The sequence below is a fragment of the Chryseobacterium ginsenosidimutans genome, assembly GCF_024807225.1.
Lineage (GTDB): Bacteria > Bacteroidota > Bacteroidia > Flavobacteriales > Weeksellaceae > Chryseobacterium > Chryseobacterium ginsenosidimutans.
Map to the genome: position 1 here is coordinate 3,778,346 of NZ_JANUCO010000001.1, position 15,939 is coordinate 3,794,284.

The 15,939-nt window shown below is 34.4% G+C and carries 17 protein-coding genes and 1 pseudogene; 12 read left to right on the forward strand and 6 right to left on the reverse strand.

Going from position 1 to position 15,939, the window contains the following annotated elements:
* The first annotated feature begins 142 nt into the window (after nucleotides 1-142).
* From yiaA to J3D55_RS17620, 5 genes are all read left to right on the forward strand, one after another.
* Nucleotides 143-535 (forward strand): inner membrane protein YiaA, encoded by a 393-nt coding sequence (gene yiaA / locus J3D55_RS17600; RefSeq protein WP_259132785.1) that lies wholly within the window; start codon nucleotides 143-145, stop codon nucleotides 533-535.
* 144 nt (nucleotides 536-679) lie between these two features.
* Nucleotides 680-1,408, forward strand: a complete 729-nt coding sequence (locus tag J3D55_RS17605) for a BspA family leucine-rich repeat surface protein (protein ID WP_259132786.1) — start codon at nucleotides 680-682, stop codon at nucleotides 1,406-1,408.
* The gene (locus tag J3D55_RS17610) at nucleotides 1,398-2,006 is read left to right on the forward strand and encodes a BspA family leucine-rich repeat surface protein (RefSeq protein WP_259132787.1); all 609 of its coding nucleotides are present in this window, start codon (nucleotides 1,398-1,400) and stop codon (nucleotides 2,004-2,006) included. The genes J3D55_RS17605 and J3D55_RS17610 overlap by 11 nt, the downstream gene beginning before the upstream one ends.
* 25 nt (nucleotides 2,007-2,031) lie before the next feature.
* Entirely contained in the window at nucleotides 2,032-3,708 is a 1,677-nt protein-coding gene (locus J3D55_RS17615) for a BspA family leucine-rich repeat surface protein (protein WP_259132788.1), read from the forward strand.
* Between the two features lie 18 nt (nucleotides 3,709-3,726).
* The gene (locus J3D55_RS17620) at nucleotides 3,727-5,274 is read left to right on the forward strand and encodes a BspA family leucine-rich repeat surface protein (protein WP_259132789.1); all 1,548 of its coding nucleotides are present in this window, start codon (nucleotides 3,727-3,729) and stop codon (nucleotides 5,272-5,274) included.
* A gap of 60 nt (nucleotides 5,275-5,334) precedes the next feature.
* On the opposite strand, the gene purE is transcribed toward J3D55_RS17620, so the two are convergent.
* Nucleotides 5,335-5,838, reverse strand: a complete 504-nt coding sequence (gene purE / locus J3D55_RS17625) for a 5-(carboxyamino)imidazole ribonucleotide mutase (RefSeq protein WP_259132790.1) — start codon at nucleotides 5,836-5,838, stop codon at nucleotides 5,335-5,337.
* Nucleotides 5,839-6,139: 301 nt separating this feature from the next.
* Complete coding sequence (locus J3D55_RS17630) at nucleotides 6,140-6,979, reverse strand: AraC family transcriptional regulator (protein ID WP_259132791.1); 840 nt, start codon at nucleotides 6,977-6,979, stop codon at nucleotides 6,140-6,142.
* 90 nt (nucleotides 6,980-7,069) lie between these two features.
* Here J3D55_RS17630 and J3D55_RS17635 point away from each other — a divergent pair, with 90 nt between their 5' ends.
* The 5 genes from J3D55_RS17635 (at nucleotide 7,070) to J3D55_RS17655 (ending at nucleotide 11,479) form a co-directional block, all read left to right on the forward strand.
* Nucleotides 7,070-8,047 (forward strand): zinc-dependent alcohol dehydrogenase family protein, encoded by a 978-nt coding sequence (locus tag J3D55_RS17635; RefSeq protein ID WP_259132792.1) that lies wholly within the window; start codon nucleotides 7,070-7,072, stop codon nucleotides 8,045-8,047.
* A 98-nt stretch (nucleotides 8,048-8,145) separates the two neighbouring features.
* Nucleotides 8,146-9,048 (forward strand): DMT family transporter, encoded by a 903-nt coding sequence (locus J3D55_RS17640; RefSeq protein WP_259132793.1) that lies wholly within the window; start codon nucleotides 8,146-8,148, stop codon nucleotides 9,046-9,048.
* Between the two features lie 127 nt (nucleotides 9,049-9,175).
* On the forward strand, nucleotides 9,176-9,988 hold the full coding sequence (locus J3D55_RS17645; RefSeq protein WP_259132794.1) for a hypothetical protein: 813 nt from the start codon (nucleotides 9,176-9,178) through the stop codon (nucleotides 9,986-9,988).
* A 23-nt stretch (nucleotides 9,989-10,011) separates the two neighbouring features.
* Nucleotides 10,012-10,614 (forward strand): hypothetical protein, encoded by a 603-nt coding sequence (locus J3D55_RS17650; RefSeq protein ID WP_259132795.1) that lies wholly within the window; start codon nucleotides 10,012-10,014, stop codon nucleotides 10,612-10,614.
* Between the two features lie 52 nt (nucleotides 10,615-10,666).
* The gene (locus tag J3D55_RS17655) at nucleotides 10,667-11,479 is read left to right on the forward strand and encodes a hypothetical protein (protein WP_259132796.1); all 813 of its coding nucleotides are present in this window, start codon (nucleotides 10,667-10,669) and stop codon (nucleotides 11,477-11,479) included.
* A 54-nt stretch (nucleotides 11,480-11,533) separates the two neighbouring features.
* Here J3D55_RS17655 and J3D55_RS17660 read toward each other — a convergent pair whose 3' ends face one another.
* On the reverse strand, nucleotides 11,534-12,646 hold the full coding sequence (locus J3D55_RS17660) for a 5-(carboxyamino)imidazole ribonucleotide synthase (protein ID WP_259132797.1): 1,113 nt from the start codon (nucleotides 12,644-12,646) through the stop codon (nucleotides 11,534-11,536).
* A 153-nt stretch (nucleotides 12,647-12,799) separates the two neighbouring features.
* Nucleotides 12,800-13,348, reverse strand: coding sequence for a DUF1543 domain-containing protein (locus tag J3D55_RS17665; protein ID WP_259132798.1), 549 nt, complete (start codon nucleotides 13,346-13,348; stop codon nucleotides 12,800-12,802).
* 85 nt (nucleotides 13,349-13,433) lie between these two features.
* Here J3D55_RS17665 and J3D55_RS17670 point away from each other — a divergent pair, with 85 nt between their 5' ends.
* Together J3D55_RS17670 and J3D55_RS17675 are read left to right on the forward strand one after the other, a co-directional pair.
* Complete coding sequence (locus J3D55_RS17670) at nucleotides 13,434-14,264, forward strand: sulfite exporter TauE/SafE family protein (protein WP_259132799.1); 831 nt, start codon at nucleotides 13,434-13,436, stop codon at nucleotides 14,262-14,264.
* On the forward strand, nucleotides 14,264-14,647 hold the full coding sequence (locus tag J3D55_RS17675) for a DUF1634 domain-containing protein (RefSeq protein ID WP_259132800.1): 384 nt from the start codon (nucleotides 14,264-14,266) through the stop codon (nucleotides 14,645-14,647). The genes J3D55_RS17670 and J3D55_RS17675 overlap by 1 nt, the downstream gene beginning before the upstream one ends.
* Nucleotides 14,648-14,652: 5 nt before the next feature.
* Here J3D55_RS17675 and bla read toward each other — a convergent pair.
* Together bla and gloA2 are read right to left on the reverse strand one after the other, a co-directional pair.
* Nucleotides 14,653-15,520 (reverse strand): annotated as a pseudogene (gene bla, locus J3D55_RS17680) (subclass B3 metallo-beta-lactamase).
* Nucleotides 15,521-15,557: 37 nt separating this feature from the next.
* Nucleotides 15,558-15,935 (reverse strand): SMU1112c/YaeR family gloxylase I-like metalloprotein, encoded by a 378-nt coding sequence (gene gloA2 / locus J3D55_RS17685; RefSeq protein ID WP_259132801.1) that lies wholly within the window; start codon nucleotides 15,933-15,935, stop codon nucleotides 15,558-15,560.
* Nucleotides 15,936-15,939: the final 4 nt, after the last annotated feature.

Here is a 15,939-nt window from a genome sequence, read left to right on the forward strand (position 1 = left end):
TCCTTCAAAGGAGAGGAATTTCTGTGGGTATATTTTGTAAGGATTTTGTATAGATTATTTACACAATAAAATTTTTGTATTTCTGTTGTTGGAGACAATCAAATAAAAATGATATATTTGAAGCCTTAATAAAAACATTAACATGAAAAAGCAAAATGTATCAACTGCATTCATAGCGGCATCTTGGGTTGCCTTAGGAGCTGGAATGATCGGTTTTATCGTAGGTCTTGCAAGAGCTGAAATGCTGCTTAACGAAAAAGGCTATTATTTCACTATTCTATTATACGGTTTATTTGCCGTAGTTTCTTTACAGAAAGCCGTTCGTGACCGATTAGAAAATATTAAAGTAACAGATATTTATTACGGGATCTGTTGGTTTGCTACCCTTTCTTCCATCGTTTTACTGGCTATCGGATTATGGAATGCCACGATCCTGCCAAGTGAAAAAGGATTTTACGGATTCGCATTTTTGCTGGCACTTTTCGGAGCGATAGCCGTTCAGAAAAACACCCGAGACAATATGCTTCAGGAATAAAAAATCAACTCTCCCAATTCGGAGAGTTTTTTTATGTAAAATTGTCTTTTCAATCATCATTTTTGTTATTTTTTTTCATTTATATCTATATTTTAATTAATATTTTAAAGAATTTATTATTTTTACAATAATTAATTCACAGATATGTGCAAAAAACTAATAACCCTATTTCTTTTTATTTCTTTAATTCAAATCACTTACGCCCAAAACGAGTTTATTACTGTTTGGAAACCCGGAACAGCTCAGCAGATAAAATTTCCGGGAAGAGGGACTAATTTTACGGTATCGTGGGAAGAAGTCGGATATCCTGTTCATAATGGAACGATAAACAATATTACATCTGATAAAGAATTTACCATCAACTTCGGATCGCCCACAAATCCTATTCCTGCAAATGCGACTTATCGTGTCAAAATCAGTAACGGAAGTGGAATTTTTAATCAGGTAAAATCTTTTGATAACACACTTCTTCCGGCTTATACTTGTCAGGATCACTCAAAACTTCTGAAAATAGAACAATGGGGAAATATTAACTGGATAACTTTTGACAGCGCTTTCGTTTTCTGCGAAAATATGGATGTTACCGCAACAGATTCTCCTAATCTATCTTCTGTAACCAGTCTTAGACAAATGTTTAATCTGTGTCTGTCAATGGTTGGAAATTCTTCATTCAATAATTGGAATACCTCAACAGTGACTGATATGTATTATATGTTTGGAGACAATTCTAATTTTAATCAGCCTTTAGGAAATTGGAATGTTTCGAATGTTACTGATTTCGGCTATATGTTTGACGCGGCAAACAGTTTCAACCAACCTATCGGAAATTGGAATACATCAAGCGGAAACTTCAATGGAGCATATGTTTCATGAGGCATATGCTTTCAATCAGGATCTGAGAAATTGGATCACTAATAATGTAACCAATATGAATGAAATGTTCCGTGAGACAAGTTTTAACCAAAATTTAGGAACTTGGAATCTGAATTCTCTCACCGCAGCAACGATGATGTTCTTTGATTCACAGATGAGCTGCCAAAATTATGACAGCACACTTTACGGATGGAGTCTGAATCCTGCAACTCCTGATAATATTAATATTTCTAGTGCTGCTCCTCTAAAATACTCGCATCCTTTCGCTGTAAATGCAAGAAATCATTTAATAACCAATAAAGGATGGACGATTATGGGAGATGTATTTAATGGTGGATGTAATTCTCTTCTTGCAACTTCTGAAACTTTTCCTGAAAATAATATGACAATCTATCCGAATCCTGCAACAGATTTTATCTATGTTAAAAATATAAAAGGATCAAACAGTTATAAAATCTCAGATGCAAGCGGAAGAATTATTCTTCAAAACATTTTAAATGAAGAAAAAGTAGATGTAAGTTCTTTAATGAAAGGAAATTATATTTTACAGATTATCGCAAAAGATAAAACACAGAATTTTAAATTTATAAAGAAATAAAACTACAACTTACAAAATATTCGATATGTTAAAAAAACTTTTACTCCTTTTTTTATTTATTTCAATCTACCAGATTACGAAAGCGCAAAACGAATTTATCACCACTTGGAAGCCCAGTAACATTCAAAACCCTGTTCCTCCCAATCCTCCTTTCCCATCATCGGATACTCAGGTGTGGATGCCGGTTCGAGGTACTAATTTCACCATATATTGGGAAGAAAGTGGATATCCTGCTCACAACGCCACTCTGAATAATGTAAATTCTTTCTATCAAGTTCTGTTGGATTTTGGAACTCCTTTCAATCCAAATCCTGCAAACGCTACCTATATCGTAAAAGTAAGTAGCGGAAGCGGTAATTTTCATAGAATTCTCTTCAGAGATCCTGATACGTTACCTTCAACTAGTTATATTACGGGAGACACTTCAAAAATCACAGAAATAAACCAATGGGGAGATACCGCATGGTCTTCTATGAAATACGCCTTTACAGGTTGTGGTAACTTGAATATGACCGCTACCGACCTTCCCAATCTTTCTTTGGTTTCGGATATGTCTTTTATGTTTATGGGCTGTCCTTCTCTGGTCGGAAATCAGTCAATCAATAACTGGAAGACTTCTTCTGTTACTCTGTTTACCGCACTTTTTAACAGCTGTGCCAACTTCAACCAGCCCATCGGAAACTGGGATACCCATAATGTAACAAGCATGGCAATAATGTTCTTAATGGCACAAAACTTTAACCAGCCTATCGGAAACTGGGATACCTCTAACGTGACAGAAATGACTGCCATGTTTCACAACGCAAAAGCATTTAATCAGTCAATAAATAACTGGGATGTTTCTCACGTATTGGATATGGAATTTATGTTTATTGATGCCTGGACTTATAATCAGGAAATGGGAAACTGGAATACATCTGAGGTTATTGAAATGAATAATATGTTCATGAATGCAAAAACTTTCAACCAAAACATCGGCAACTGGAATACTTCGAAAGCGCTATATATGCACGGAATGTTTGGCGGCGCCATCGCATTTAACCAAAATATCGGCAATTGGGATACATCAAAGGTAATTAATATGGGCGGAATGTTTAACGGGGCAACTGCGTTTAACCAGGACATCGGTAATTGGGACACATCAAATGTCGTATCAATGAATAATATGTTTACCAATGCCACCCAATTTAATCAAGATCTGGGTAAGTGGAATCTGAGTGATCTGACTGTTGCCTCGGGAATGCTTCAAAACTCAGGGCTGAATTGCCAGAATTACGACAAAACACTTTACGGATGGAGACTAAACCCCGCAACACCAAATAATATCAATATGACCAGTGCTTTTTCTATGGTCTACTCTCATCCTGCTGCGGTAGCCGCAAGAAATTACCTTGTCAGTACAAAAGGTTGGACAATCTTAGGAGATTCATACAATAGCAATTGCGCTTCTTTCCTTTCTACCAAAGAAGCAGATTTAGAAAATAATCTAAGTATTTATCCGAATCCTGCAACGGATTTCATTTATGTTAAAAATTTAAAAGGATCGAACAGCTATAAAATCTCAGATGCAAGCGGAAGAATTATTCTTCAAAACGTTTTAAATGAAGAAAAAATAGATGTAAGTTCTTTAATGAAAGGAAATTATATTTTACAGATTATCGCAAAAGATAAAACACAGAATTTTAAATTCATTAAAAAATAAACCCTGAAAATAGTAAATATGTTAAAAAAACTTCTCGCTCTTGCTTTATTCTTTGTTTTACAGATAACACAAGCGCAAAACGACTTTATCACCACTTGGCAACCCGGTCTTATCACTACAACTACCGTAGATGCGCCATATGCTGCAACATCAGATCAAATCTGGTTTCCGGGAATTGGTGAGAACTATTCTATTAATTGGGAAGAAGTAGGATTTCCTGCTCATAGCGGTACAATGAATAATGTGACTTCCACCAAACAGGTTCTGATAGATTTCGGAACACCACTGAATCCCGGAGGTTCGGCTTCGGCAACCTACAAAATAAAGGTAGGAAACGGAAGCGGAACTTTTAAACAAATAAGATTCGGGGAAGCGCAATTAGTTAATTTAGGAGAAATGATTCTACCGATTTGGCAGACGTTCGGAAGCTCAGACAAAATCCTGGAAATAGAACAATGGGGAGATATTTCGTGGTTTTCTATGAACGGAGCTTTTGCAACCTGCAGACTTTTAAAACTTACAGCAACAGATATTCCTAACCTGAATAATGTAACAGACGCTTCGTTTATGTTTAGCAATACTCCGAGTTTTAACGGGGCTCCTTCTATGCAGAATTGGGATACATCGCATATCGTAAATTTCGGTTCTATGTTTTCACGTCTCGGCGATACTACATTGCTTACAGATATTTTTAATCCGCCTTATTTCAATTCATGGGATATGTCTTCAGCGCAGGATATCAGTTATATGTTTGCAGGAAGAGGTCTTTTTAATCAGGATTTAAATGCATGGAATACCTCGAATATAAAAAATATGGCATGGACGTTCGGCAATACCCGCTTTAATGAAAGAATAAACAATTGGGACACTTCAAATGTTACCAATATGGAAGGGATGTTTCATTACAATACCTATTTTGATCAGCCTATCGGTACTTGGAATACCTCAAAAGTAACACGTATGGGACACATGCTTCACGGATGCACAAGCTTCAACAAGCCCATCGAATCATGGAATGTGAGTAAAGTTACGAGTATGGGATTAATGCTTTCGGGAGCTCTTACTTTTAATCAATCTCTTGGAAATTGGAATTTAGCAGCTTTAACCAATGGTGGCAATATGTTATTCCAAACCGTATTAAATTGCGAAAATTACAGCAAAACTCTTTCCGGATGGGCAGATAATCCAAACACAGCCAATAATATTGCTCTTGGATCATTAAGTTCTTTACAATATGCTTCAAATGCCGTTATTAAAAGAAATATGTTATTTAGTAAAGGATGGCTTTTCAGTGGTGATATTCAAGGAAGCTGTTTTCTTTCAACATCAGACAATTCGTTGAAAAAAACTGGTGGAATATATCCTAATCCTGCAACAGAAAACATCCACACCGATCTTATTCATGATGCAACAGACTATAAAATCTTAGACGAAAGCGGAAGAATCGTCATGAGCGGAAAACTGAATCAGGATACGATAACGATCAGTTCTCTCTTAAAAGGAAATTATATTTTACAGATTATTTCTAAAGATAAAATCCAAAACTTTAAGTTTATTAAAAAATAGAAAAAGCCTCACGAAATGTGAGGCTTTTTTGTGAATTACAAACGTGAACCGTCATTCATATTATTTATCAAAATGGTTTGGATGCTGAGCTTTAATATCATCAACCGTTCCCAATACTTTATCTTTCAAAGAATCCTGATATTTCTGGATATTTTCGGCAACCTTTTCGTCTGCACTTCCAATAATTTTTGCGGCTAAAATTCCTGCATTCAAAGCACCGTTCAGAGCCATTGTCGCAACCGGAATTCCTCCCGGCATTTGAAGAATAGAAAGAACAGAATCCCAACCGTCAATAGAATTGCTCGACAAAATAGGAACACCAATCACGGGTAGCGTTGTACAACTTGCCACCATTCCGGGAAGATGTGCGGCTCCTCCTGCTCCTGCAACAATTACTTTCAGACCTCTCTCTTTTGCTGTTTTTGCATATTCAAACATTCTTTCAGGAGTTCTGTGTGCAGAAACCACCGTTAATTCATACGGAATATCCAAAGATTTCAAAAAATTTGCTGCCTGTTCCATGATCGGCAAGTCGCTCTGACTTCCCATTATAATTCCTACCATTCTTCAATTTATTAGATCGTCAAAGATAAAAAAATTATGGCGAATATAAATTCCCCTCTTTTAGTGGAATTTACTTCGAGTATGTTTATTTGATTCAAACATACTGTTCATTTTTTAACGCAAAGATTTAATTCAATAGTACTTATTATTAAGTGAGCAAAGATGAATCAACAAGTTGATTTGATGAAGCCCTGTTTCACGCTTCGCAAAGCAAATTTTATTTGCCTTTGCTTTCTAAAGATAATACGGAATGTAATAAAATGTTTGCTTTAAAAAATAATGGAAAATATAAGTAGATTTTTCAAGAATTATCATTCCGAAAAACAGAAGGCGAAACACCATGAATCCTTTTAAAGAAACGATTCAGATGGCTTTTATCGGTGAAACCAAATTCGTCTGCGATTTCATTGATCCTCATTTCGCTGTATTTTAAACGGTTTTCAATCAATTTCGTTTTATATTCTGTACTATATTCGTTCAATGTTTTTCCGGTTTTATTTTTGAAATAACGACCGACATATGTTTTAGAAACGCCAAATAATTCACTTATTTTTTCACCCGTCAGATTTTCAGGATGATAAATATTCCCGTGAACATAATGAATCATATTGGTTGCTTTATCCTCCGTTTTTTCATTGATAATTAATGATATTTTCTGAGTTAAATTTCTCGCAACAAGCGTAAGAATCGACTGTACCAAAAGATAAATCACTTCATGCGAATAGAGTTTGTCTTTGTCCATTTCAAGAAATAAACTTTTCATTAAATATTCAATCGCCGTTTTATCTTCATCATCGTTAATAATACAGCTCTGAAAGCCATTAATACTCGAAAAAGCCTGTTCAAGACGTTTTAAAAAAGCATTTTCAATCGTATTATTCTGGAAAAAAACTCGGTTAAACCTAATGAAAAATAATTGCGTCGTTGTTTCAAAATTAAAGCTGTGAGAATCTTCGGGTTTCAGTAAAAAAACATTTCCTTTTTTATATTCAAATTCATTTCCGTTAATCTCCTGAAAACCACTTCCCGCGACAATATAAACGAGTTCAAAAAAGCTGACACTGTGCTCTCCGCGCGGACAAACATCCATCGGTTCTTTTAAAACCAATTCAAAAGGCTGTTGCAGATAATCTTTTTTCATAACAATTATATACTCTTTTATGGTGTAAAAATACAACTTTCTCAACATTAAAAATATCGAAATTTGTATCATAATTAATTCAATATCAAAATGAAAGCAATCGTATTAGAACAATTCGGAAAACCATTAGAAATAAGAGAAATGGAAAAACCTCAGCCAAAAGCGCATGAAGTTTTAGTAAAAATAAAAGCAAGCGGACTGAATCCTTTAGATATAAAGATAAAAGAAGGACAAGCCGCTCATGCCGAAGTGACACTACCCATGATTTTAGGAATCGATATGGCAGGAATTGTAGAAGAAATCGGGAAAGACGTGAAAAATTTCAAAATAGGAGATGAGGTTTTCGGAATGGTCGGAGGTGTCGGAAATAATCCCGGAACATTGGCTGAATATATTGCCGCAGACGCAGATCTTCTCGCTTTAAAACCTAAAAACGTTACATTTAAAGAAGCTGCAGCTACTCCCTTGATTTTTATTACATCTTGGGAAGGTTTGGTCGGTAAAATGAATATCAAAAAAGATGAAGATGTCTTAATTCATGCCGGAAACGGAGGTGTTGGTCATGTTGCTTTACAAATCGCTTTGGCAAAAGGCGCAAAAGTTTTCACCACTGTAAAATCTGAAAATATGGAAGCCATAAAACAATATCCTGTCGAAATTATCAACACAGACAAATTATCTGTAGAAAAATATGTCCAGCAATTCACCAACGGAAATGGTTTTGATGCGATCCTCGATACAATTGGTCTTTTAGATGATTCTTTTAAAGCCGTGAAACAATATTCAGGTCATGTTGCCAGTATTTTGGGTTGGGGAACGTACAGCATCGCGTCTTTATCTTTCAGAAATGCCACCTATTCCGGAGTTTTCACTTTGTATCCTTTGTTATCGGGGAAAAACAGAAAACGTTTCGGCGAAATTTTAAAAGAAGCAGCCCACTTATTTGAAACCGGAAAATTAAAAATCATGGTTGATGAAAAATCGTATTCACTGGAACAAACCAATGAAGCGTTTGCAGACATGGAAAATAGAATTTCCAAAGGGAAAACCGTTGTAGAAATCGATTAACAGTAAAACACAGAAATTTTCTGTTACCTAAATAACTTTAGAAACTGTACCCCTCAATATTTTATTAAATTAAATACATTTGTTGCTTAATAATTTAAATGAAGGATTACAAACTGACTCTTGCCATTTTCACCGTAGCCATTGTTTGGGGCACTACTTTTTTGTCGATTCGGGTGGCGGTTGAAACCATTCCGGCTTGGTTTGTGGCAGGAATCAGGCAGTTTCTGGCTTCGATTATCATGCTTTGCATTCTTCTTTACCGTGGACAATTTCAGTGGATCGGCTGGAAAAATCTAGGGTATCAACTTATTTTTTCTTCATTAATGCTGATTATCGCCAACGGATTGACAACCGTAGCAGAAGAAACTTTGACGAGCAGTCTGACTTCATTAATGAGCGCCACCTCTCCTATTGTTGTATTTTTGGGAAGTCTCGCTCTTGGTTTACAAAAATTTACTTTCCGAGCGTTGATCGGTCTTTTGATGTGTTTCGGAGGAGTTCTTTTTATTTTCTGGGACGGCATAAAAGATTTCGCCAATCCCGATTATCGATTCGGAATTTTGCTTTTATTATTTGCCATTTCAGGTTGGGCTTCGGGAACGATTTTTACTAAAAAACTCAATATTCAGAGTAAAAATATTTCTTTAAATCTGTTTTATCAATTTGCTTTTGCGGGAATTGTACAGATTATCTTCGCCTTCTCATTTTCAGAAAATTACAATTTCGAAAACTGGACGCTGAAAAGTATTTCCGCCATGATTTATCTATCGGTTTTTGGTTCTGTGGCTGCATTTTTTGCGTATCATTACGCGCTCACAAAAGTTTCTCCGGTTCAGGTTTCTATTTTGGCTTATTTCAATACCATTATTTCTATATTTTTGAGCTGGCTGATTTTGGATGAAGAAATTTCCCTGAAATTTGTCCTTGCCGCAGTTTTGATTATTTTTGGAGTGTTTGTGATTAATTATAATCCGCAGATGTTTAAAAAACAGAGAATTTAATAAAATGAAATGATTTAATGGAGAAAATTAATTTATTCATAATCAAATAAAGGTCATTAATTGCGTGATCAAATATTTCTGCATAATTTTAGTTCTACTAAAAACTAAAATTTTTTAAGCAATAACTATGAAACAAATTTCATTAATTTTTATTTTCATCTCATCATTATTTTTAGCTCAGGAAGTTAAATACACAGATTTCGAAATTCAAAAAAAATTAGATTCTATAAAAACAGAAGGCAACCTCCTCTTCTCTCTCGAAAATTCTTCTTGGCAAGCTACAGATCTTGCAAGGGAAAATAAAAAAATTGGTGAAAATTTAGGCGGTTATCTTACCTACAAAAGTAATGACACTGTAAAAACCGCAATTTTAAACAAAGGTCAAAATCTTATCATTGCAGAATATTCTTTTAAAAATAATTCGAAAAAGCCTGTAAAAGAGAACCTTTCTCAAAGAAATCTAAATCCTGTTGAAAGTGCATTAAAAAACATTCGTGCAAAAGTAATCTCACAATTATCGGATCCAAAATACGAAGTTGGAGTTCCTGAAGGATATAATTTAAATATAATTACGATTCCATTTAATGGAAATTATAAAAACTATATTATCGCTGGATCTTCTGATTCTAATGTAATCCCGTTTGGAAATGATTATCTGTTTGTTTCTGATAAAGAAGGAAATATAATTTCAAATAAGAAATTTCATTCAAGATTAATTCCGACAGCGACATCAATGCAGGACGGAAGTACAGTAACCATGTCTTCACACAGCCATTTGAGAACAAATCCTTTTATTTCTGCCACTGATATTTGCACTTTTAGATTGTATGCGCCATTTTCAAAATTGGAAGAATTTTCTGTTTATTCTCCCGCATTAGGAGGCTATATGATCTATAATTATAAGAAAGACAGTCTTGTGAAAGCTAAAGATCCTAAGTAATGAGAATTTTTTTTGATTAAACCATGAATAAAATCATTTCATTATTTCTCACTATATTTCCTCTATTCTATTTTTCACAAAAAGAAAATGTAACAACTTCACAGGCTTCTTATCCCGTCACAGAAACAAAAGAATATAAAAAAGGATCGAAAAAAAATAATAACACAATTTTTTTTGAAGTTCATCCTGAACAAAAAATTTCCAAGCTTTTTAATGAGCGTTGCTATCTGGAAAAAAATGAAGATTATTTTACGGCTTATATTATTAATGACAATGACTTTTGTTTTGAATTGACCTTACAGGATGGTGATTTATTTATTATTCAAGAAGCTCAAAACCGAAACGGAGAATGGATTCCTATTGAACATTGGATATATAGTGATTGTGGAAATAGCTATGATAACTCGTTAATTTTAGCTCCAAAAACTTCTGCTTCTTTTCCTGTTAAAATCCAAAAAGGTGATTTCAAAACCAAGATTAGACTTAAAATGAAAGATCTAAGATCTAAAAATATCTATTACTCAAAATCATTTGAAGGAATGATTAATCAATCTGCTTTTAAAAATCCGGATTGGAAGAAGCCTGATCACGGATATTCTCATTTGAGTTATTTTGATGAGAAATAAAAACTAGATTCTCTATATTTGCACCTCAAAATTAATACCTCTTCAATTTAAAATGAAAAAATTATTTGCAATATTTTCAATTCTATTTTTACTTTCATGTAATAACGACGATGATTCAGCTCAGGAGCAGAAATGTTACATAACAAAATTTAACAAGGTAACAATATCTGTTACTGGGCAACAGTTATATACTTCCGAATACGTATACGACGGGAATAAAATCATAAAAAAATTGGATTATTCGCTGATACAAAATAATACATCCGGACCTCCAACTTATGAACCTCAGTTAAAAAGCACTATCAATGTTGAGTATAATTCTATTGGTCAACCTATAAAAATCATTGAACCTATAGATTCTTCTAATAATCAATACATCGAATATCTTTCTTATGATAATCAAGGAAAATTATCTGAAAAGAATAGAGTTTTAAGTAATTATAATGACGGCAGCAGCTACACCAAAAATTTTAAGTATTCTTATGATTCTAATAACAAAATAATTTTTATTTCTGAAAAATCGACCAACAGTTGGGGAGATATTTATGATGAAAATACTAAAACACTTACTTACGATGCAGATGGAAATCTTAGAGTAATTGAACAAATAAACACTAACACATCCGGATATAAAATTGTCACCAAATATGATAATTATGACACTTATAAAAATCCATATGCGAATGTAAATGTTCCTTTTGAAGATATTTTCTTCTTGAGACTTTCTAAAAACAATTACAGGAAATATAGTAAAACAACTTACATAAATGGTAATCCGACTTCTCCGTATGAAAGCAGCGAAATAAGTGGCTACGAATATAACGAAAATGGATATCCTCGATTCGCAGAATATAAATGTAACTAAAAATAAAAAAGACTGCCCTCAAAAGCAGTCTTTTTCAATATAATAAAAGTTCAATTATTCCGCAATCACTCTCACCATTTCCTTCACCATTACCAATTTCTCCATCAATTCTTCTTTAGAATCTGCCAGAACATTGATGTGTCCCATCTTTCTTCCCGGCTTGGTTTCTGTTTTTCCGTACAGGTGAATGTAGGTTTCCGGTAGTCTCAAAACGTCTTCCATTCCTTCATAAATTACTTTTCCTGAATAACCTTCTGCCCCTACCAAATTCAACATTCCGCTGTAAATGATGGCATCCGTATCAGCCAAAGGTAGATTTTTCACCACACGATACATTTGCTCAAATTGTGAATTGGCATTTCCTTCTTGACTTTGATGTCCTGAATTATGCAATCTCGGAGCCGTTTCGTTGACCCACACTTTCCCTTCTTTATCTAAAAATAATTCGATGGCAAAAAGTCCCGGAGAATTGATGGCATTTAAGAATTTTTCTGTAATAACATTAATTTGTTCTTCAATATTTTCTTCTAAGAAAACCGGACAAATATTAAAATCCAGTAAATTCAGTTTCGGATCGGCAACCATTTCTGTCACTGGGAAAATTTTCGTTTCTCCGCTTTCATTTCTAGCAACGATAACAGAAAGTTCTTTGTCGATATCAACCAGCTTTTCGATGACAGAAGCTTCTGTCCAAAAATCCTGTAATTCCAGTTCATTTTTAATGACCTGAACCCCTTTTCCGTCGTATCCTCCTGTATTCATTTTTTGAACAAAAGGCAAAGGCATCGTAATTTCTTCATCACTGTTCCAAATCACCTGAAATTCCGGACTTGGAATATCGTGAGCTTTATAAAATTCTTTCTGAAGGATTTTTTGCTGAATCGTTTTAATAATATTAGAATTCGGAACGACTTTTATTCCCTGATTTTCCAGTTCAGCGAGAGCATCTGCATTTACATGTTCGATCTCGATCGTTACCACATCTTTATCTTTACCGAAATTGAGAACGGTTTCATAATCATTAAAACTTCCTTGCGTAAAGTAAGAAATATTGTGACAAGGCGCATCAGAAGCCGGATCTAATGTATAAAATTCATCATCGTATTTCAAAGCTTCCTGAATCAGCATTCTTCCAAGCTGTCCTCCTCCTAAAATTCCTATTTTCATTTTTTTACTTTTATTTTTTCTGTTAGATTTAAAATTTACTTTAAAAATGATTAAAACTTTTAAACGCAAAGTCCGCTACTATTTTTTGAAAAATTTACTGCTAATTTTTCGTTCGCAAAGGCGTTTCACTCAGCAAAGAACAATTTGGTTTTATTAAATTTTATCAATTTTTAAATATCCAAGTCCCATCGGATTTTTCTGATTTTCTGCATCAGATTTTTTTAGGACAATTGAATATTTTTCCTTCATTTTTTCAGGCAGAATATCACTTACATTAAAAATATCATCGATGTCGACGCCATGTTTATCGTCAATATGACTTATCGCGCCTTCAAATCCCATCGTTTTATAAAATTCGGTTGCTTTTGCTTTTTTCACAATATCTCCCATCGAATTTCCTACCATCAAATGCTGCTCGTGAAATTCTTCAAAAAAACCTTTTTTATACCCTCCAAGATTGATAAAATACAGTTGCTCTTCGGAAGTTTTTTCTCCTTTTTCAACAATTTCCACTTCATATCCATCAGCAAATTTTACTTCCTGATAACAATCCACATGAATCTTTCCGTCTGCTTCTTTCCAGAATTCTTTTATCTCAGGAACAAGATCTTTCAGATTTTCTGCAATTCCGAAAAATACATCATGCTGCTCAATATTCCTTCCCTTCGGTGTTGCACCAAGGATGATATAAAATAATTTCATTTAAAATTCCGTTTGTGCAAAAATACGTCAAATTTATCTTTTTCAAACGTTTGGCAGACTACGACAATAGTTTTATATTTGTAGCATGTCAGAAATTATCATTCTCTTCCTTGGAGCAATTTCGGCGGGACTTCTGGGTTCACTGACCGGTTTAGGAGGAGGAGTTATCATTATTCCTTTATTAACGCTGGGTTTCGGCGTTCCTATGCATTACGCGATTGGCGCTTCTCTTATTTCCGTGATCGGGACTTCTTCCGGTGCGGCGGTAGCTTTTGTAAAAGAAGGTTTTACCAATATGAGGATCGGAATGTTTTTGGAGATCGGCACTACAGCCGGAGCAATTATGGGGGCTTTGGTCTCGGGAATGCTTAATCCAAATACCATCGGAATTATTTTCGCCAGCATTCTTCTTTTGACGGTTGTTTTAAATTTAAAAGGAAAACCAGACCATCAAGCTCCTCTTATTAAAGGAAGTTTGGAGGAAAAACTCAAGCTATACGGAACTTTTCCTGATAAAGGAGTCCTGAAAAGTTATTCTGCAAGAAATACGGTTCCCGGATTTTTAATGATGATGTTTGCAGGTGCGATGTCTGGATTATTGGGAATCGGTTCAGGTGCTTTGAAAGTTTTGGCGATGGATAATATGATGAGATTGCCTTTCAAAGTTTCTACTACAACGAGTAACTTTATGATCGGTGTAACGGCTGTTGCAAGTGCTTTGATCTATTTCCAGAGAGGTGAAATTATTCCTGTAATTGTAGCTCCCGTTTTAATCGGAGTTGTGGTCGGAAGTTTCATCGGATCGAAAACTTTAATGGTTTCTAAAACAAAAAAATTAAAAATATTCTTTGCTGTTGTCATCACGATTTTATCGGTTTATATGATGTATAACGGTATCAATAAAAGTTTCAGATAATGAAAAAGAACTTCACAGACGTAGATCTGAACCGTTCCGTAGGAAATCTTCTGAGATTGGGAGTTATTCTTTCTGTTATAACTTCGCTGATTGGTTTTGTAAAACTTTTCATCGAAGGCTTCAAAATGCCAAAAAAATACGCTTCTCTAGATCTGGGAACTTCTTCCGAAAAAGTTTGGGGACATTTCTGGCATTCTCTGTGCGCAGGAGAAGGAATGGCAATTATTCAACTGGGAATCCTTATTCTGATCGTTACTCCTTTAATGAGAATTGTATTTGCTTTGATAGGGTACCTAAAAGAAAAAGACTACGTTTATGTAGTCATTTCTTCGATTGTTTTAGTAATTATGGCCATCAGTTTCTTTACGGGATATGCCCATTAATTAGCCTATTTTTGTTCGCTTAATTTTTTATTATAATCTTTTTCTAAGGAATCAATTTCGTCGGTATATTCTTTTTTGTTCATGAAAACATCAGGATTATATTGATCTTTTGGTTTATGTTTTTCGTGCAGATCAAACTGACTTGCGTGTGAAGCCACCCAAATATCAAAATCAAGCTTTTTCATTTCTTTTAACGTATATTCATAATCTTTCTGAATCGTGGGATAAGCGGCAACTTCAGAAAATTTCTTATCAATAATAATCGTAGGCATATTGGCGATTAACACCTTATATTTTCTCTTGCTATCTTTGGTTTCAAACAAAAAGCTGCAAGAAACCTTTCGTATGTCCCGGATGATGCAACATTATTAATTTGGTATCTCCAAGTGTTATAAGATCTTTATCGTTTAAAACATAATCGGGATTAATCGGCTTAAATGTAACCCCGTATTTTCCCAATTCATAATCAGATTTTCCACCAGTTTTCAGCACATCTGCATCAGCTTTATCGACATACAGTTTTGCTCCGGTTTCTTTTTTTATCGCAGCCATTGCTCCTAAATGATCATAATGAGCCTGTGTAAGCAATAATATTTTGGTATCATTATACTTAAAGCCGAGTTTCTTTATATTATTTTTAATCACCGGAAGCGAATCTGCTAAACCCGTATTAATCAAAACATTTCCTTTTTTGGTAACTATTAAATACGAAGCCAGATCATACGTTCCCACGTAATACAAATTTCCGGCAACTCGGAAAGGTTCATAAGGTTGCGACCATTTTTCCGGGTGATCTTTTGGCTCATTTACAGTTTGAGCATGGAATTGAGAACTCATCAACGCAAGAGCGAGAACAACAATATATTTCTTCATCATTACAATTAATTTATCTTTAAAATTAGATTATTTTTTACATTTCATAAAATTCCAACGGCAATTGATCGGGATCTTGGGTGAAGAAAAATTCCTTTCCTGTGAATTCATCTATCCTTATTTCTTCGCAGTTTAATCCTTTCTGAATTAATTCTTCCCGTTTTTTATTCACATTCTCTACCGAAAAAGCCAAATGTCTTAAGCCACAAGATTCGGGACGGGAAGGTCTTTCCGGAGGATTGGGAAAGGAAAACAATTCGATCACATAATGATCTCCAATGGCTAAATCGAGTTTGTAAGACTGTCTTTCTTCACGATAAACTTCACGGATGATATGTAATCCCAATACTTCGGTATAGAATTTTTTGGAAACTTCGTAATTTGAGCAAATGATTGCGATATGATGGATTTTCATTTAA

Bases quoted from the DNA above. Each gene is read 5' to 3' on its own strand.
- yiaA (WP_259132785.1), top strand. From the start codon at position 143: ATGAAAAAGCAAAATGTATCAACTGCATTCATAGCGGCATCTTGGGTT.
- J3D55_RS17605 (WP_259132786.1), top strand. From the start codon at position 680: ATGTGCAAAAAACTAATAACCCTATTTCTTTTTATTTCTTTAATTCAA.
- J3D55_RS17610 (WP_259132787.1), top strand. From the start codon at position 1,398: ATGTTTCATGAGGCATATGCTTTCAATCAGGATCTGAGAAATTGGATC.
- J3D55_RS17615 (WP_259132788.1), top strand. From the start codon at position 2,032: ATGTTAAAAAAACTTTTACTCCTTTTTTTATTTATTTCAATCTACCAG.
- J3D55_RS17620 (WP_259132789.1), top strand. From the start codon at position 3,727: ATGTTAAAAAAACTTCTCGCTCTTGCTTTATTCTTTGTTTTACAGATA.
- purE (WP_259132790.1), bottom strand. From the start codon at position 5,838: ATGGTAGGAATTATAATGGGAAGTCAGAGCGACTTGCCGATCATGGAA.
- J3D55_RS17630 (WP_259132791.1), bottom strand. From the start codon at position 6,979: ATGAAAAAAGATTATCTGCAACAGCCTTTTGAATTGGTTTTAAAAGAA.
- J3D55_RS17635 (WP_259132792.1), top strand. From the start codon at position 7,070: ATGAAAGCAATCGTATTAGAACAATTCGGAAAACCATTAGAAATAAGA.
- J3D55_RS17640 (WP_259132793.1), top strand. From the start codon at position 8,146: ATGAAGGATTACAAACTGACTCTTGCCATTTTCACCGTAGCCATTGTT.
- J3D55_RS17645 (WP_259132794.1), top strand. From the start codon at position 9,176: ATGAAACAAATTTCATTAATTTTTATTTTCATCTCATCATTATTTTTA.
- J3D55_RS17650 (WP_259132795.1), top strand. From the start codon at position 10,012: ATGAATAAAATCATTTCATTATTTCTCACTATATTTCCTCTATTCTAT.
- J3D55_RS17655 (WP_259132796.1), top strand. From the start codon at position 10,667: ATGAAAAAATTATTTGCAATATTTTCAATTCTATTTTTACTTTCATGT.
- J3D55_RS17660 (WP_259132797.1), bottom strand. From the start codon at position 12,646: ATGAAAATAGGAATTTTAGGAGGAGGACAGCTTGGAAGAATGCTGATT.
- J3D55_RS17665 (WP_259132798.1), bottom strand. From the start codon at position 13,348: ATGAAATTATTTTATATCATCCTTGGTGCAACACCGAAGGGAAGGAAT.
- J3D55_RS17670 (WP_259132799.1), top strand. From the start codon at position 13,434: ATGTCAGAAATTATCATTCTCTTCCTTGGAGCAATTTCGGCGGGACTT.
- J3D55_RS17675 (WP_259132800.1), top strand. From the start codon at position 14,264: ATGAAAAAGAACTTCACAGACGTAGATCTGAACCGTTCCGTAGGAAAT.
- gloA2 (WP_259132801.1), bottom strand. From the start codon at position 15,935: ATGAAAATCCATCATATCGCAATCATTTGCTCAAATTACGAAGTTTCC.